The sequence below is a fragment of the Microbacterium sp. ZW CA_36 genome, assembly GCF_044987475.1.
Taxonomy (GTDB): domain Bacteria; phylum Actinomycetota; class Actinomycetes; order Actinomycetales; family Microbacteriaceae; genus Microbacterium.
On the sequence record NZ_JBJDRL010000078.1, the window covers coordinates 1 to 16,180 of the forward strand.

Genomic DNA, 16,180 nt, shown 5'->3' on the forward strand with positions numbered 1-16,180 from the left:
CGTCTGAGGCCACCGCCCCGCAGCCGGCCGCCGCGTCCGAGTCGAAGCCCGCCGAGACCCCGACGACCCAGGTTCACGCCGACCCCCGCCCCGAGCGTGTCGGACCCCTCACCGGGCCGATTCCGCAGCCCACGGCATCCGATGTCGACGAGTTCGAGGCCGCCTCGCGCCTGTTCGCCTTCACCGGCGAAACCCCCGTCCAGAACGCGGCACCCGCAGGCGAGGCCGACGCCGACGCCGAGCCCGCACGGCACACCGCCCCCCGCCGCTCGCCGGCGCGCCGCGGTGCAGCCTTCAAGCGCGTCGCGACCGCGTCGTTCTCTGTGGGCGTCTTCGGCATCGTCGGTCTCATGGCTGTCGGCATGACGACGCCGGCCGAGGCGGTCGCCGCGGTCAACGGCACCGACGCCTCGCTCTCGGTCGTCGCCATGGGCGACAACACGGTGCCGGTGATCGACGAGGCCGAGATCCAGGCGTACGTCGCCCCGGGCGACGCCCAGAACGACACGCTCCAGCGCACCGAGAACTACACGACCACGACGACCGCCCAGCTCGCGTCCGAGGCCGGGATCAAGAACTTCTCGAACCTGTTCCACAACAACCAGAACTCGAACATCCAGTGGCCCTTCGCGGTGGGCGTCACGATGTCGTACGGGTTCGGCATGCGCTCGGGTCGCATGCACGAGGGCATCGACTTCACGCCCGGCAACGGCGCGCCCGTGCAGGCCATTGCCGGCGGCACCGTCCGTGTCGCATCGGAGGCCGGCGGCGCCTACGGCGTGCACGTGATCATCGACCACATCATCGACGGTCAGCTCTTCTCGAGCCACTACGCGCACATGCAGTACGGATCGCTGGAGGTCACCCCGGGCCAGCAGGTCACGGTGGGTACCGTGATCGGCCACACGGGCAACACCGGACGCTCCTACGGCGCCCACACGCACTTCGAGATCCTCAAGAACGGCACCACCGCGATCGACCCCTGGCCGTGGCTCCAGGAGTACACCGACGGCACCCACACCGTGGGCTGACCGGTTCGGAAGGATGCCGCGCCTCTGGTATTCTCTTCTAGTTGCCTGCTCGCAGGCAGCACGCCCCGATAGCTCAGTGGCAGAGCACTTCCATGGTAAGGAAGGGGTCGTCAGTTCAATCCTGACTCGGGGCTCGCAGCATCCATTTCCATTCACCACGGATGCCGTGCGGCAGGGTAGCTCAGTTGGTGAGAGCGCACGACTCATAATCGTGAGGTCGCGGGTTCAAGCCCCGCTCCTGCTACGGACAGCCCCGGAATCTCGCCGATTCTCCGGGGCTTTCTTCTTGCCTCCGGAGAGCCTCTCAGCGATGAGCCGGGGCCGGGCCGGACGACTCGCGCACGACCACCTGCGGTATCTCGATGTGCACGGACCGAGGAGCAACCCCCTCGATCTGCCCGATGAGAGAGGCGACCGCCTCGCGCCCTCGCGCCGCGTGGTCGACCCGCAGCGTCGTCAGCGGCGGATCGATGTACGCCGACTCGGGGAGATCGTCGATGCCGACGACGCTGACGTCGCCGGGAACGCGCAGGCCCCGTCGCTTCAGGGCGAGGATGGTGCCGATCGCCATCTGGTCGTTGGCGACCACATAGGCGGTGGCGTCGGAGAGAGCCTCGAGGCCCGCTATGGCTTCGAACCCGGACCGTGCGGACCAGTCACCGGCCAGCTCCCCGGCATGGACGAGACCGAATGCGTCGATCGCCGCTGCGAAGGCGCGCGCACGGTTGCGGCCGGCGGACCAGTTCGCCGGGCCTGCCACATGGGCGACCCGGCGGTGGCCGAGGTCGCGCAGGTAGGCGATGAGGGCGGGGATGCCGACGCGGGAGACGTCGGTCTTGGCCAGACGGGTGTCGTCGGCCTCGGTGTGCACGAAGGCAGGCGTGGTGAAGTGGGCGGCGTCGAAGGCGCGGACCATCTCATCCGTCGACGCGAGTGCGAGGACTCCGGCCAGAGAGTTCGGCCCGATCAACGCAAGCGTCTTCTCGATCGAGTCGCGGTCATGGGCGTCCAGAGAGATCAGGTCGAGCAGGTAGCCCGACTCCCGCGCCTGCATCGTCGCGCCGTGCGCGGTGAGGCTGGGGCCGGTCTCCGTCTCGTCGTGGACGAGGGCGCCGATCCGGTGGGGGCGCCCCGACTTCAGACTGCGGGCGGAGAGGTTCGGCTGGTAGTCGAGCTCGGCGAGCGCTGCCTCCACGCGGGCCCTGGTCTCGGCGCGGATGCCCGGGAAGCCGGTCAGGAATCGGCTGACCGTCTGGTGCGAGACGCCGGCTACCAGAGCGACGTCGTAGATCGTCGCTGCCCGCCCCGACGCGACGGGCGTCGGAGGTTGCGGTTCGGTCACTTCAGTCACGGTTCCTCGATTGTCGCTTGACATCGCGATGTTATCGGAAACATACTGACCCGGCACCCATGTTTCCGAAAACATGCGGCTTCCCCACGACAACGGAGTCACCCATGCAGCTCGCCCGATCCGGCATCCTCTTCGGCGCCGCGTACTACGCGGAGTACCACCAGTCGGATCGTGTCGAACTGGATCTGGACCTGATGAAGGCCGCAGGCTTCACCGTCATCCGCGTCGGTGAGTCGGTGTGGTCGACGTGGGAGCCGCGTGACGGCGAGTTCGATCTGGAGTGGCTGCAGCCAGTGCTCGACGGCGCGCACGCGCGCGGCATCGCGGTCGTGCTGGGCACCCCGACATACGCGATCCCGCCATGGCTGCAGAGCGCCTACCCCGAGATCGCCGCCGAGGTCGGCACCGGCAGGCCGATGCCCTGGGGGGCGCGACAGGAGGTCGACTACTCGCACCCTGCCTTCCGCTTCCATGCGGAGCGCGTGATCCGGGCCGTCGTGGGCAGGTACGCCGCACACCCCGCGGTGATCGGCTTCCAGGTCGACAACGAGCCCGGCATGGTGCTCTTCCACAACCGCGGCACGTTCCGGCGGTTCGTGCGGCGACTCGCCGCCAAGTACGGCGACGTCGACACGATCAATCGCGAGTGGGGCCTCACCTACTGGTCGCACCGGCTGTCCGACTGGTCCGATCTGTGGACGCCGGATGGCAACTCGCTGCCGCAGTACGACCTGGCCTGGCGTCGGTACCAGGCGGAACTCACGAGCGAGTTCATCGCCTGGCAGGCCGACATCGTGCGCGAGTACGCGACGCCCGAGCAATTCGTGACGACATGCATCGCCTACCCGCGTCCGGGACTGGACGACGAGAAGCTCGTCCGATCACTCGACATCACGGCGGGAAACCCCTACTACGCGATGCAGGACCACCTGGACGCGACGAAGGATCTGGCCCCGATCACGCCGTGGACGACCAGCGGGGTCGCATCGCTGTTCCGTCAGGCGGACCGGTTGTTCTCCTCCAACCAGCGCAGGTTCCTCGTCACCGAGACAGACGCGCAGTCCATCGGAGGCTCGGATTTCAATATGCCGCCCTATCCCGGCCAGCTGACCCAGGCGGCGTTCGCCTTCGTCTCACGCGGCGCGGCGATGATCGAGTACTGGCATTGGCATTCGCTTCCGTACGGCACCGAGACGTACTGGGGAGGCATCCTCCCTCACAGCCTCCAGCCTGGGCGGGTCTACCGTGAGCTCGCGGAGGTCGGTGCGGACCTCGCGGCGATCGGCGATCTGCTCGACGGATACGAACCTGACGCCGACGTCGCGATCCTCTGGTCGAACGACTCGCGTTTCGCGATGGAGTTCTTCCCGACATTCCCCACCGGAACGGGGGAGCCGGATCGCTCCTCCTACGCCCGCATCTTCGACGCGTACCATCGCGGCGTCATCGACAGCGGTGCGCAGGCACGTGTCCTGCATCCCGATCAGGCGCTCTCGTGGGGTGCGAGGGAACTGGCCGCACGGTTCCCCGTCCTCGTCGCGGCCGGTCTGTACGTCGCCACGGATGACCATCTCGAGCTCCTGCGCGAGTATGCAGCCGCCGGAGGTCACCTGATCGTCGGCATCCGCACCGGATACGGCGACGAGGAGGCTCGCGCCCGGGTGAGTGTCGCGCCGGCGCTGTTGGCAGATGCCGCCGGCGTCAGCTACGAGGAATTCTCCAACCTTCAGGAGACGCTGCCCGTCTCGTCGGAGGCGGGCCTGACACTGTCCGAGGGTGCGACAGCGACGCTGTGGGCGGACGGCCTCCTCCCGAACGGCGCCGACACCGTCGTGCGCTACGAGCACCCCCGCTTCGGCGACTTCGCCGCGGTCACCTCGCAGGAGCATGGCGACGGACGGATCACCGTCGTCGGCACTGTCCCCTCCGCCGCTCTGGCGGCCGACATCCTGCGCTGGGCCGCGCCGACGCTCCACGCCGACGCGATCGCAACGGCGCGCGCGCTTCCCGTCACCGTGAGCTCGGGGTCGCTCCCCGACGGCCGGCGCGTGTGGTTCCTCTTCAACTGGAGCGGCGAAGCGCAAGCCTTTACTCCCCGCATCGATCTGGAGGACGCCGTCACGACGGAGCAGCTGACGGCAGGCACCGAGATCTCCCTTCCGGCGTGGTCCACACGCTGCCTCGTCGGGAAGTGAGCACCCAGGGGATCTCTGGATCCCACCGAGAAGAAAGAGCAATCATGAAGAAGGCACGCAGAACAGCAGCGACGCTGACCGTCGGCGCGGCCACGGTCGCAGTGCTCCTCACCGGGTGCGCCCCGGGCGGGAGCGATGGCGACGCGCAGGGACCGATCACACAGGACCAGATCGACGAGGCGATGAGCACTCCGACCGAGCTGACGTTCTGGACATGGGTCCCCGACATCCAGAACGAAGTCGATCTCTTCGAGGCGAAGTACCCGGACATCACGGTGAAGGTCGAGAACGTCGGCCAGGGCCTGCCGCACTATCAGAAGCTCCGCAGCGCGATCGAGGCGGGCGAAGGCGCTCCGGACGTGGCGCAGATCGAGTACCAGTACATCCCTTCGTTCGTCCTGCCCGAGTCGCTTCTGGACCTCGCGCCATACGGCGGCGACGACCTCTCGGACGAGTTCGTCGACTGGGCGTGGAATCAGGTGTCTCCCGGCGATGAGGTGTGGGCCATCCCGCAGGACGTCGGCCCGATGGGCAACCTCTACCGCGAAGACATCCTCAACGCGGCCGGGATCACCGAGCCGCCCGCCACGTGGGACGAGTACGCCGTCGCCGCGCAGGCAGTCAAGGACACGACCGGCTCGTACATCTCCAACCTCGGCGCCACGCAGGCCGGCCAGATGATCGGCTTCTTCTGGCAGGCCGGCATCAAGCCGTTCGGCTATGACGGAGAGGAGACCGTCTCCATCGACGTCAACAGTGACGAGGCGAAGAGGGTCGCCGACTACTGGACCGAGCTCATCCAGGCCGACCTGATCTCCACCGACGTGGACTTCAACGACACCTGGTACCAGGGTCTCGCCAGCGGCAAGTACGCCGGGTGGCTCACCGCGGCGTGGGGGCCGATCTTCCTCCAGGGCACGGCGGCCGACACCTCGGGCCTGTGGCGTGCGGCACCGCTGCCGCAGTGGTCGGACGGCGCTCAGGTCTCGGGCAACTGGGGCGGTTCGTCGGACGCGGTTCTCGCGTCCAGCGAGAACCCGATCGCCGCGTACGAGCTGGCCAAGTTCATCAACACCGACGCGGAGTCGTCGATGATGCTGGCGACGGAGCAGTTCCTGTTCCCGCCGCAGGTGTCGGTGCTCGAGGACCCGGCCTTCGTCGACCAGGAGTCGGAGTTCTACGGCGGGCAGAAGGTGAACGAGCTGTTCGCCGAGATCTCGCAGACGGTCGACACCGAGTTCCAGTGGCTGCCGTTCATGGACTACGTGTACTCCACGTACGAAGAGACCATGGGCACGGTGATCGCGGCCAAGGGGGACATCGGCGCCGCCCTCGACACCTGGCAGGACCAGCTCGTCTCGTACGCAGAGGACCAGGGCTTCACCGTCGAGTGAGGTCGGCGGCGCCCGCCGCGCGCGGCGGGCGCCGCCTCCGAACCGCACCGAGTCGGTGAACGGCGCGCGACGCCGGCCCGCCGCATCCATCGAAAGGAGACCCCGTGGCCAACGCATCAGCGCTGCCTGCCGCGCGTCCCGCACGATCCGCGCCGAAGCGGCGCGTCAGCCCCGCCAAGCGGAAGCAGTATCGAGCCGCATACCTCTTCCTCTTGCCGTTCTTCATCGTGTTCATCACGATGCTCGTGATCCCCCTCGTCTACGCGGGCTACCTCAGCCTGTTCGAGAGCAAGCTCATCGGCGGCGACGTGTTCGCCGGCCTGGCCAACTACGTCCGCGCGCTGACCGACTCGCAGTTCCTCGCGAGCCTCGGCCGGGTGGCGCTGTTCTTCGTCGTCCAGGTGCCGATCATGCTCGGCCTGTCTCTCTTCTTCGCGCTCGCGCTCGACACCGCGCGGGCGCGCGGGTCGAAGGGCATCCGGCTGCTCATCTTCATGCCCTACGCCGTTCCTGCTGTGGTGGCCACCCTGATGTGGGGCTACCTGTACGGTCCCGACTTCGGTCCGATCGCGCAGATGGCGCGCGCCGTCGGGTTCGGCACGCCCGACTTCCTCTCGCCCGAGAACATCCTCGGCTCGATGATGAACATCGTCACGTGGGAGTTCGTCGGCTACAACATGATCATCATGTACGCGGCGCTGCGGTCCATCCCCGGCGAGCTGTACGAAGCGGCCGAGATCGATGGTGCCGGCCAGTTCCGTCTCGCGTGGAGCGTCAAGATCCCCGCGATCCGCCCGGCGATCCTGCTGACCGTGATCTTCTCGGTCATCGGCACGTTCCAGCTCTTCGCCGAGCCGAGCCTGCTCAACGCCATCGCGCCCGACGCGATCACCAACTCCTTCACCCCGAACTACTACGCGTACAACCTGGCGTTCATCAATCAGGAGCTCAACTACGCCGCCGCCATCGCGTTCCTTCTCGGGCTGGTGATCGCCGTGCTCTCGTACTTCGTGCAGCTGGGCTCGGAGCGAAGCGCCCGTCGAGAGAGGAGGGGCCTCGCATGACCGCCACCGAGACCCGCACGATCGTCACAGGCCGTGCGACCCGCAGCGGGCGACGCGGGGGGACCCGCCATTTCGCACCGGAACGGCGACGCAGCCTTCCGCTCACCATCGTGCTGTGGCTGTGCGTGCTGTACTTCGTCCTGCCGCTGTGGTGGCTGTTCGTGTCGTCGACCAAAGACAACTCGGCACTGTTCTCCACCTTCGGTCTGTGGTTCGCGCCCGAACTGTCCCTCTGGGAGAACCTGCAGACGCTGTTCACGATCCGCGGCGGACTGTTCGTCCGATGGCTGCTGAACACCGTGGTCTACGCTACGGTCGCGGCCTTCGGTGCCACCGTGCTTTCGGCGATGGCCGGGTACGCCTTCGCGAAATACGAGTTCCCCGGCAAGAAGGTGCTGTTCAGCTCCACGCTCGGCGCGATCATGATCCCGCTGACAGCCCTGGCGCTGCCCACCTACCTCCTGTTCTCGCAGGCGGGGCTCACGGACACGCCGTGGGCGGTGATCATCCCGTCGCTGGTGAGTCCGTTCGGGGTGTACCTCATGCGGGTCTACGCCGCTGACGCCATCCCCGACACGCTCATCGAGGCCGCGCGGGTCGACGGCGCAGGGGAGTTCCGCATCTTCTGGCAGGTCAGCCTGCGGCTCCTGGGGCCGGGACTCGTCACCGTCTTCCTGTTCTCGCTCGTCGCGACGTGGAACAACTACTTCCTCCCGCTCATCATGCTCAACACCTCAGAGCTCTACCCGATCACCGTCGGACTTGCGCAGCTGCAGGCGGCAGCCTCGGCGGGCGGAGGAACGCAGGCCCTGTTCTCCACTGTGATCACGGGGTCCTTCGTCTCCATCCTGCCCTTGATCGTCGCCTTCCTCTTCCTGCAGCGGTATTGGCAGACGGGACTCGCTACGGGGAGCGTCAAGGGGTGAACACCGCGTCCTGACGGCGCAGTGCCCTCGGTGTCGTAACGTCGACGTGTGAGGCGCAGCGGCATCTACGTGGAGGCGACGATCGCCGCCGACCTCGAGGCGGTGTGGACAGCCACGCAGGTTCCGGAGCAGCACGTCCGGTGGGACGTGCGGTTCACGCGGATCACTCCGACGGGGCTGACGGATGCCGGTGCCACGGCCTTCGCGTACGAACGGCGTGTGCCGTTCCACTGCATCAGCGGCACCGGTGTGAGCATCGGCGAGAAGCAGCGCGCGGACGGCGCACGCACCTCCGCGCTGCGGTTCCACACGCGCGATCCGCTGTCGCCGATCCGCGAGGGGCGCGGGTACTGGCGCTACGTCCCGCAGGACGGCGGGATCGCCTTCCTCACCGGCTACGACTACACCCCCGGATGGGGAGTGCTGGACGTCGTCGTCCGCCCCGTCCTGGGCTGGGCCACGGCCTGGAGCTTCGACCGGCTGCGCATCTGGCTCGACACCGGGGTCCCGCCGGAGCGATGGCCGCTGTGGAGCGTGCTGTGGTGGTGGCGACCGGATCGACCTCGCGCCGGCCGCTGCCGTCGCGCGCCGGCGTCGGGCCGGCGCCGTGCGGACCATCTGCAGAACGCGCCGGTGACCCTGGCCGCTCTGCCCGACCCCGGAGCACCCGCATGACCTCCATCTTCGAGCGGGCGCTCGGCGACGACTTCGACCGCCTGCATCCCATGATGAAGCGACGGTTCGGCGTCGGTCTGGACTCCGCCGAGGCGTGCGTGGGCAGGGGAGTGATGACGACCATCCGGCGCGGGCCGTGGTGGACGATCCCGTTCCTGCAGATCGGGCGCCTGCGGAACATCCTGATCCCCGACGTCGGTGCCGACGTCCCGTTCGTCATCGAGAACTACCCTTACCGCGACCCGCTCGGCCGCGAGACCGTCACCTTCGTCCGCGAATACCGCATCGGCGCGCACCGGCGCAGATTCGACGCCACGATGATCCTCGACGAGGACCGGATCGTGGACTACCTGGGCACGCACCAGCACCTCGCGGTCGATCTGCGGCTGAGCGCGGACGAGGACGGCGGGTTGCTGCTCACATCGGGCGCGCAGCGGTTCTACGAGGGCCCGATCGGCTTCCGGTTCCCGATGCTCTTCAGCGGACGCGCGCGCTTGCGCGAGTACTTCGACGACGCCGACCAGCGGTTCCACGTCGACCTCGAAGTCCACAACCGCTGGTTCGGGTTCCTGTTCGGCTATCGCGGCAGCTTCGAGTGCGAGTGGATGCCGGCCACCGACGCTCCGGAAAGCCTCAAACCGCGCCGGCACGAAGCCCGGGTCTGAGACTCGCCGCCCTCGCTGCGCTGCGGCCCTGCCGCCAGCCTCGGCGTCACGCGCTCGCGCGCGATCCGCCTCGCCGTGCGGCGAGATACTCCGGCGGCATTCCGGGACCGATGCGGATGCCGATCTCGTCGGCCGGTACCGTGCCGCACGTCTCGCAGGCCGCCACCGTGTGGACGTCTCCGTCGCAGACGACGTGCCGATAGAGGATCGGCGGGTCGATCGGCGAGGCCCATTCGTCGCCCCATTCCGTGAGGGCGATGAGGGCGACGGCCAGCGCGTGGCCCTTCGGCGTGAGCACGTACTCGGATGCGCCCCGGTGGTCCATGATGCCGCTCGCCACGAAGGACTCGAGGCGCGACGTGAGCACATTGGTCGCGATCCCGAGGTTGGCCTGGAAATCGCTGAACCTCGTCACCCGCGCGAACAGGGCGTCGCGGATGATCAGAAGGCTCCACCGCTCTCCGACGAGTTCGAGGGAGCGTGCGATGGAGCACACCTGAGAGTCGTACGTCTTGCCCAGCATGCGTCGAATCTAGCACTTGCGTGATGCAAGCGTTCGTCGCTAGGGTCGCTTGCATCACGCAAGTCGACCGACCGGTCGCGAGAGAGGAGCATGAACATGACTGCGAACTTCACGACGACGATCACGGTCGACGCCTCGCCGCAGGAGGCGTACGACGCGATCAACGACGTCTCGAGCTGGTGGGGGCGGATCACCGGCTCGACCACCGCCGTCGACGACGAATTCGTCTACGTGGTTCCCGGACTGCACTACAGCGGATTCCGGGTGGCCGAGCTCGAACCGGGCCGACGGGTCTCGTGGCTGGTGACGGGCAGCCACCTCGATTTCGTCGCCGACAAGCAGGAGTGGAACGGGACCACCGTCCGCTTCGACATCGCCGACGTCGACGGGCGCACGCAGGTGATCTTCACCCACGACGGTCTCACCGCCGACGACCAGTGCTATGACGTGTGCACCAACGCGTGGGGCATGTTCGTCGACGGGAGCCTCAAGGCGCTCATCGATACGGGGGCAGGGGCGCCGTACATCTTCGGCGGCGACGAGGCGCTGACCACCGAGGATCACGACGAGCTGCATCGTCAGGTGGCGGCCGCGGCTGCGAGCAAGGCGGTCTGACCACGCGTGCCGGTCCCGCCGGTCGCATCGTCGACGTGAGTCGCCGGCACCCGGGCGTGTATCACCCCGGTGTCGGCGGCTCCCGTTACGGTGAGACGCGGAGGGGACATGAAGACGAAGAGACTTGCCCGCACCTCGTCGCGACTGCCGCGTCGAGGTCACGTGCTGGTGGCCATCACGGTGGTCGACGAGAACGGATTCACCTCCCAGTACGAGACGGTGGAAGCGCCTGTCGGTGCGCTCCGTGAGGGCGTGGCCGCGATCCATCTCGCTGCGGTCGAGGCAGGGGCCGACGCCGACTCAGCGTCCGCCTGACTTCGCGGCATCCGCGCTTGTGCGCTGCTTTCGTGCGTCCTAGAATCGAACATAGATTCGATGAAGGAGAGCGACATGCGTATGGCTGCCCGAGAGGATGTTCAGGTCTGGTGCGAGCGCGAGCGGCCGGTGCGCCTGGTGGTCGAGGGGGAGCGGTGGCGCATCATCGACACGCCGACGCGATGCGACGGTGGGCGGCTGTTCCAGAGCTGGCGGTTCACCGCCCGCAGTGATGTGGATCACCGGACGCGCGTCATGGATGTCGAAGAGGTGGACGGGCACTGGATGCTCGTCGCGTCCTGGGAGTGATCCGGGGAGCGTCGAACCGCTCCGCGGATCCGTGGATGAGAAGTTCCGCAGAACTTCTCACTGTGATGGCCGTAGCACCCCTTGAAACATGAATCGTGCGTCAGGTATCGTCCCGCAGAGCGGCTTCCCCGAGCCGCTTCCGCGCTCTACAAGGAGGTACCAGCGCATGGCATCCACCCAGGAATCCCCCGCGCCGATGAGGCAATCGAGTCTGCGGCGGGTCGTCACGGCATCGATGGCCGGCACCGTCGTCGAGTGGTACGAGTTCTTCCTCTACGCCACCGCGGCGACGCTCGTGTTCAACAAGATCATGTTCCCGCCGTCGGACGACCCGTATGCGCCGATCATCGCGGCGTTCGTGACGTACGCGGTCGGCTTCATCGCCCGCCCGCTCGGCGGCATCGTGTTCGGCCATTTCGGCGACAAGTACGGCCGCAAGAAGCTCCTCCAGCTCGCCATCATCCTGGTCGGCGTCGCCACGTTCCTGATGGGGTGCCTGCCCACATTCGACATGATCGGCTACTGGGCGCCGGCCCTCCTGGTCGCGCTCCGCTTCGCGCAGGGCTTCGCGGTCGGCGGTGAGTGGGGCGGTGCGATCCTCCTCGTCGCCGAACACTCGCCCGACAAGACGCGCGGCTTCTGGGCGTCGTGGCCGCAGGCTGCGGTCCCGATCGGCAACCTGGTCGCGACACTCGTCCTGCTGGTCCTCAGCCGTACCCTCACCGAGGAGCAGTTCCTCTCCTGGGGCTGGCGGATCGGCTTCTGGCTCTCCGTCGTGATCGTCGCCATCGGCTACTACGTCCGCACCCGTGTCACCGACGCGCCGATCTTCCTCGAGGTGCAGAAGGAGGTCGAGCAGTCGAAGGCGGTGCGCTTCGGCGTGGTCGAGGTGATCAAGCGCTACCCGCGGGGAGTGCTGACCGCCATGGGCCTGCGCTTCGCCGAGAACATCATGTACTACCTGGTCGTGACGTTCTCGATCACCTACCTGGCCGTGGCGCTCGAGGTCGACACCTCCGAGATCCTCGGGCTGCTCGTCATCGCCCATATCGTCCACATGATCGTCATCCCGCTCATCGGCGGTCTGGCCGACCGGCTCGGCCGCAAGCCGGTGTACATCATCGGCACGATCGGCGCGGCGGCCTGGGGCTTCGTGGCCTTCCCGATGTTCGACACCCGCAACCCGGTGATCATCGTCGCGGCGATCAGCCTCGGCCTGTTCATCCACGCGTTCATGTACGCGCCGCAGCCCGCGATCATGTCGGAGATGTTCCCGACGCGGATGCGGTACTCGGGCGTCTCGCTCGGGTACCAGGTGACGTCGATCGTCGCCGGCTCGCTCGCACCGATCATCGCGACCGCTCTCCTGGCGAGCACCGGCTCGTATGTGCCGGTCGCCGTCTACCTGGCGATCGCGGCGGCGATCACGCTCGTCGCGGCGGTGTCGCTGCGCGAGACGAAGGGCTCGTCACTGCACGAACTCGACCGCCTCGACGAGGAGAAGCTGGCCGCCGAGAAGGTGACCGCCGACGCCTGACCGGTGCGAGACGAAGGAACGCCCCGCCACATCGTGGCGGGGCGTTCACCGTGCTCGGCTGATCGAGCCGCCGAGGTTAGACGCCCTGGCGTCTCGTCGGGACTGTCGCCGGCGTGCTGCGAAACACCAGCACCGTCGTGACGGCCAGGATCACGATGCCGATGGACTCGACGATGATGGTCTCGGGGACGAGCATCATGTCCCAGGACGAGGTGATGCCGAAGAGCCCCACCGTCAGCGCGAGGATCAGGGCGAGCAGCGTGGCGATGAGGAACAGCAGGCTCAGCACCGTCGCCAGCTGCAGCAGCCGGCCGTGAAGCACCAGCATCCCGATTGCGAGCACCAGTGCGGCGATGGCATTGAGGACGAACATCACCCCCAGGATGCCGCCGGTGCCGTTGAAGACCAGGAACAGGTGGATGGCGCCTGCGGCGAGGAGGGCGATCGCGCTGAGGATGCGCATGGTCCAGAGCACGCGCCCGGCGGTTTCGGTGGATGCGGTCGTCATGGTGCTACCTGCTCTCCGGTGGAGGTGAGGTCGTCGAGGCCCTCTCGAGGGAAACGAGCGCGCGACCGCTGAGGTTCAACCGGACGAGCCACGTGACGTCGCGACCGAACGACTCGAGCATCAGCAGCATCGCCGCGGCCGCGACGGCCAGATTCGCCTCGGGCGGCAGCACCTGCGCCGCGACGACGGTCAGGGCGATGCCGCAGACGGCGGTGACGACCTTGCGCCAGTATCGCGGCGGCAACGTGCGGCGCATCCACGGCAGCACCGCACCGGCGACCACGAACGCGTACCGCAGCAGGCCGATCGACAGCACCCACCAGCCGACGAACCTCACGTCGTACACGCACAGCACGAGCAGCAGGAACGCGTCGACCTCCATGTCGAATCGGGCGCCGAGTTCGCTCTCGCTCGCCGTCCGACGGGCGACGTACCCGTCGACACCGTCGAGCGCGAGAGCGCAGGCGACGAGTGTGACGAACAGCACGGTGGATGCCGCGCCCTCTCCCGCCGCGCCCTCGACCGCCGCGCCCTCGAGCGCCGCGACGGTCAGTGCGGTGACGAGGCCGACGAGCATCGAGCGGGTCGCGGTGACCGCGTTCGCGGGTCCGAACCGAAGCGCGCCCCGACGGCGGAGCCCGACGGTCAGCAGCACGGTGGACACCACCAGGTAGGAGAGGCCGAGCGCCACCGCCGTCGGCGACATCGGGATGGCGGCTCCGATCGCGACCAGTCCGCCCGCCCCGGCCGCCACCCACCACCAAGGGACCCACTGAACCTTTTCCATGTGCGCTCCGTGTACTCCCTATGGCGGTCACGGGGGACACGACGCAGGTACCTGCCGCGGTTCATCCCGATCCTGAGGATGCCGCGCACGCATGGTGGACGATCGGCCCCGGGCAGGGCGAGTTCCGGTCGGAGTCGCTCCCCGGCCCATCCGACAGCGAGGCATCGGTCCGGACGCTCTGGACCGGCGTGAGCCGCGGGACGGAGGGGCTCGTCGCGCGCGGTGAGGTGCCGGAGTCCGAGCGGGAGCGCATGCGGGCTCCGTTCCAAGGCGGAGACTTCCCGTTCCCGGTGAAGTACGGATACCTCAACGTCGGCATGGTGGACGACGGTCCGGCGCAGCTCGTGGGGCGCACCGTGTTCGCCCTGGTCCCGCATCAGTCGTGCTACGTCGTCCCCGCCGAGGCGCTCGTCCCGGTGCCCGAAGGCGTCCCGCCCCGGCGGGCCGTGCTGGCGGGCGCGGTCGAGACGGCGGTCAACGTGCTGTGGGACGCCGCTCCGCTGATCGGCGACCGCGTCGTCGTCGTCGGCGCGGGCATGATCGGATGCGCCATCGCGCGCGTCGCATGCGGCATCCCGGGCGTCGAGGTGACCCTCGTCGATGTCGTCGCGGCGAAGGCACCGCTCGCTCGAGCACTCGGTGCCGAGTTCGCCCTCGCCCCGGCCGACCCGCTGCCCGAGGCGGATGTCGTGATCGAGGCGAGCGGCAGCGGAGCGGGACTCGAGCTCGCCCTGCGGCTGGCGCCCACCGACGGAGAGGTGATCGTCGCCAGCTGGTACGGCAGCCGGCCGGTGCCCATCACGCTCGGCGCCGACTTCCACTCGCGGCGGATCACGATCCGCTCCAGCCAGGTCGGCGCGGTGTCGTCCCGCCGGCGGTCGACGCGCACGACCCGCGATCGCCTGACCGTCGCGCTGCGGCTGCTGGAGGATCCGGCGTTCGACCTGCTGCTGGGCGGCACATCGTCCTGGCGGCAGCTGCCCGAGATCACGGCCGCACTCGCCGCGGGCACGGCCGGCGAACTCTGCCACACGATCGATTGGAGCACCGCATGACGTTCAGCGTCACCGTCCGGGACCACCTGATGATCGCCCACAGCCTGCGCGGCGACGTCTTCGGACCCGCGCAGCAGCTGCACGGCGCGACCTATCTGGTCGATGCCACGTTCCGCGCCGATGAGCTGGACGCCGACGGGGTGGTGGTCGACATCGGCCGCGCGGGCGACCTGGTGCGCGAGATCGTCGGCGCGCTGACGTACCGCAACCTCGATGACGAGCCGGACTTCGACGGCGTCAACACCACGACGGAGCGGCTGTGCCAGATCGTGGGCGACCGGCTGGCGGCGCGCGTGCGCGACGGGGCCGTCGGCGCAGCGCGCCTGACGGGCATCGCGGTCACCCTCCACGAATCGCACGTGGCCTGGGCGTCGTACGAGGTGGCGTTGTGACGAGCGGACCCTCGGTCCGCTTCCTCGCCCCCGAAGGGGTCGACGATCCGCGTCGCGTGAGCGGCGGCAACGTCTACGACCGGCACATCCGCGACGGGCTGCCCGCGCGCGGCTGGACCGTCGAGGCTCTCGAGGTTGCGGACGCCGGGGAAGCGGCATCCGCTCTCCGCGGTGCAGCCGACGACGCGCTGGTGCTCGTGGACGGACTCGTGGCCGGCTGGGTGCCGGCGGCTCTCGAAGAGGAGGCGTCGCGCCTGCGCCTGGTGATGCTGGCCCACATGGTGGTGGCCGCGTTCCCCGACGCGACGGCTGCCGCGGTGGATGCCGAGCGCCGCGCGCTGGCGATCGCCCGCGCGGTGATCGTGACGAGTCGCTGGACCGCCGGTGAGCTGGTGCGGCGCGGACTGACCGATCCGTCGCGGATCACCGTCGCCGTCCCCGGTGTGCAGCACATGGACGCCGGCGCGCCGGCATCCGACAAGGCCCTGCTCTGCGTGGGGGTGCTGGCGCCGCACAAGGGGCAGGACACGCTGCTCGACGCGCTCGCACGGCTGCGAACGCCGGACTGGACCTGCGCCATCGTCGGGTCGTCCGAGCCGTTCCCGCGGTTCGCCGCAGCCATCGCCGAGCGTGCGGCGGCGTTCGACGGCCGGGTGCAGCTCACCGGCGTCCTCGACGAGGACGGCCTCGCCGCGGCGTACGGCCGGAGCGCGCTGCTCGTCGCGCCGTCGCGGGTCGAGAGCTGGGGCATGGCGATCGCCGATGCGCGAGCCAGGGGGATCCCGGTCGTCGGCTCGGAGGCCGGCGGCATACCCGACGCGCTCGCCGGCGGGGGCGG

The 16,180-nt window shown here is 68.6% G+C and carries 18 protein-coding genes and 2 tRNA genes; 16 read left to right on the forward strand and 4 right to left on the reverse strand.

Annotation, left to right across the window (positions count from 1 at the left end):
* The 3 genes from ACI3KX_RS19860 to ACI3KX_RS19870 form a co-directional block, all read left to right on the forward strand.
* The coding region (locus ACI3KX_RS19860) for a peptidoglycan DD-metalloendopeptidase family protein (RefSeq protein ID WP_404910813.1) at nucleotides 1-1,031 on the forward strand (1,031 nt) is incomplete at its 5' end.
* A gap of 62 nt (nucleotides 1,032-1,093) precedes the next feature.
* Nucleotides 1,094-1,165: transfer RNA gene (locus ACI3KX_RS19865), tRNA-Thr, on the forward strand.
* A gap of 36 nt (nucleotides 1,166-1,201) precedes the next feature.
* Nucleotides 1,202-1,275: transfer RNA gene (locus tag ACI3KX_RS19870), tRNA-Met, on the forward strand.
* Nucleotides 1,276-1,335: 60 nt separating this feature from the next.
* Here the strand turns inward: ACI3KX_RS19870 and ACI3KX_RS19875 are convergent.
* On the reverse strand, nucleotides 1,336-2,373 hold the full coding sequence (locus tag ACI3KX_RS19875) for a LacI family DNA-binding transcriptional regulator (RefSeq protein ID WP_404910814.1): 1,038 nt from the start codon (nucleotides 2,371-2,373) through the stop codon (nucleotides 1,336-1,338).
* A 113-nt stretch (nucleotides 2,374-2,486) separates the two neighbouring features.
* On the opposite strand from ACI3KX_RS19875, the gene ACI3KX_RS19880 reads away from it, so the two are divergent.
* The 6 genes from ACI3KX_RS19880 (at nucleotide 2,487) to ACI3KX_RS19905 (ending at nucleotide 9,301) form a co-directional block, all read left to right on the forward strand.
* Entirely contained in the window at nucleotides 2,487-4,577 is a 2,091-nt protein-coding gene (locus ACI3KX_RS19880) for a beta-galactosidase (RefSeq protein ID WP_404910815.1), read from the forward strand.
* 44 nt (nucleotides 4,578-4,621) lie between these two features.
* Nucleotides 4,622-5,971 carry an extracellular solute-binding protein gene (locus tag ACI3KX_RS19885; protein WP_363354164.1) on the forward strand — a complete coding sequence of 450 codons (1,350 nt, stop codon included), beginning with the start codon at nucleotides 4,622-4,624 and terminating at the stop codon, nucleotides 5,969-5,971.
* Between the two features lie 104 nt (nucleotides 5,972-6,075).
* Nucleotides 6,076-7,035 (forward strand): sugar ABC transporter permease, encoded by a 960-nt coding sequence (locus tag ACI3KX_RS19890; protein ID WP_363354162.1) that lies wholly within the window; start codon nucleotides 6,076-6,078, stop codon nucleotides 7,033-7,035.
* Nucleotides 7,032-7,961, forward strand: coding sequence for a carbohydrate ABC transporter permease (locus ACI3KX_RS19895; RefSeq protein ID WP_404910816.1), 930 nt, complete (start codon nucleotides 7,032-7,034; stop codon nucleotides 7,959-7,961). The genes ACI3KX_RS19890 and ACI3KX_RS19895 overlap by 4 nt, the downstream gene beginning before the upstream one ends.
* Nucleotides 7,962-8,009: 48 nt before the next feature.
* Complete coding sequence (locus tag ACI3KX_RS19900) at nucleotides 8,010-8,636, forward strand: SRPBCC family protein (protein WP_404910817.1); 627 nt, start codon at nucleotides 8,010-8,012, stop codon at nucleotides 8,634-8,636.
* Nucleotides 8,633-9,301: a DUF4166 domain-containing protein gene (locus tag ACI3KX_RS19905; protein WP_404910818.1), complete on the forward strand. Its 669-nt coding sequence runs from the start codon at nucleotides 8,633-8,635 to the stop codon at nucleotides 9,299-9,301. The genes ACI3KX_RS19900 and ACI3KX_RS19905 overlap by 4 nt, the downstream gene beginning before the upstream one ends.
* Nucleotides 9,302-9,347: 46 nt before the next feature.
* Here ACI3KX_RS19905 and ACI3KX_RS19910 read toward each other — a convergent pair whose 3' ends face one another.
* Nucleotides 9,348-9,824: a winged helix-turn-helix transcriptional regulator gene (locus ACI3KX_RS19910; RefSeq protein WP_404910819.1), complete on the reverse strand. Its 477-nt coding sequence runs from the start codon at nucleotides 9,822-9,824 to the stop codon at nucleotides 9,348-9,350.
* Between the two features lie 96 nt (nucleotides 9,825-9,920).
* Here ACI3KX_RS19910 and ACI3KX_RS19915 point away from each other — a divergent pair, with 96 nt between their 5' ends.
* The 4 genes from ACI3KX_RS19915 to ACI3KX_RS19930 all read left to right on the forward strand — a co-directional run bounded on the left by ACI3KX_RS19915 (nucleotide 9,921) and on the right by ACI3KX_RS19930 (nucleotide 12,600).
* Nucleotides 9,921-10,439: an SRPBCC domain-containing protein gene (locus ACI3KX_RS19915; protein ID WP_404910820.1), complete on the forward strand. Its 519-nt coding sequence runs from the start codon at nucleotides 9,921-9,923 to the stop codon at nucleotides 10,437-10,439.
* A gap of 108 nt (nucleotides 10,440-10,547) precedes the next feature.
* A complete protein-coding gene (locus ACI3KX_RS19920) occupies nucleotides 10,548-10,754 on the forward strand; it encodes a hypothetical protein (protein WP_349428494.1) in 207 nt (68 codons plus the stop codon).
* A 60-nt stretch (nucleotides 10,755-10,814) separates the two neighbouring features.
* Nucleotides 10,815-11,063 (forward strand): hypothetical protein, encoded by a 249-nt coding sequence (locus ACI3KX_RS19925; RefSeq protein ID WP_404910821.1) that lies wholly within the window; start codon nucleotides 10,815-10,817, stop codon nucleotides 11,061-11,063.
* A gap of 166 nt (nucleotides 11,064-11,229) precedes the next feature.
* On the forward strand, nucleotides 11,230-12,600 hold the full coding sequence (locus tag ACI3KX_RS19930; RefSeq protein ID WP_404910822.1) for an MFS transporter: 1,371 nt from the start codon (nucleotides 11,230-11,232) through the stop codon (nucleotides 12,598-12,600).
* Nucleotides 12,601-12,676: 76 nt separating this feature from the next.
* On the opposite strand, the gene ACI3KX_RS19935 is transcribed toward ACI3KX_RS19930, so the two are convergent.
* Nucleotides 12,677-13,108, reverse strand: a complete 432-nt coding sequence (locus ACI3KX_RS19935; protein ID WP_363354148.1) for a hypothetical protein — start codon at nucleotides 13,106-13,108, stop codon at nucleotides 12,677-12,679.
* A 4-nt stretch (nucleotides 13,109-13,112) separates the two neighbouring features.
* Nucleotides 13,113-13,895: a CDP-alcohol phosphatidyltransferase family protein gene (locus ACI3KX_RS19940; protein ID WP_404910823.1), complete on the reverse strand. Its 783-nt coding sequence runs from the start codon at nucleotides 13,893-13,895 to the stop codon at nucleotides 13,113-13,115.
* A gap of 20 nt (nucleotides 13,896-13,915) precedes the next feature.
* On the opposite strand from ACI3KX_RS19940, the gene ACI3KX_RS19945 reads away from it, so the two are divergent.
* From ACI3KX_RS19945 to ACI3KX_RS19955, 3 genes are all read left to right on the forward strand, one after another.
* Nucleotides 13,916-14,950, forward strand: a complete 1,035-nt coding sequence (locus ACI3KX_RS19945; RefSeq protein WP_404910824.1) for a zinc-binding alcohol dehydrogenase — start codon at nucleotides 13,916-13,918, stop codon at nucleotides 14,948-14,950.
* Nucleotides 14,947-15,342, forward strand: a complete 396-nt coding sequence (locus tag ACI3KX_RS19950; RefSeq protein ID WP_404910825.1) for a 6-pyruvoyl trahydropterin synthase family protein — start codon at nucleotides 14,947-14,949, stop codon at nucleotides 15,340-15,342. The genes ACI3KX_RS19945 and ACI3KX_RS19950 overlap by 4 nt, the downstream gene beginning before the upstream one ends.
* Nucleotides 15,339-16,180 (forward strand): glycosyltransferase family 4 protein (locus tag ACI3KX_RS19955; protein WP_404910826.1); only part of this gene is annotated, 842 nt, incomplete at its 3' end. The genes ACI3KX_RS19950 and ACI3KX_RS19955, both read left to right, overlap by 4 nt.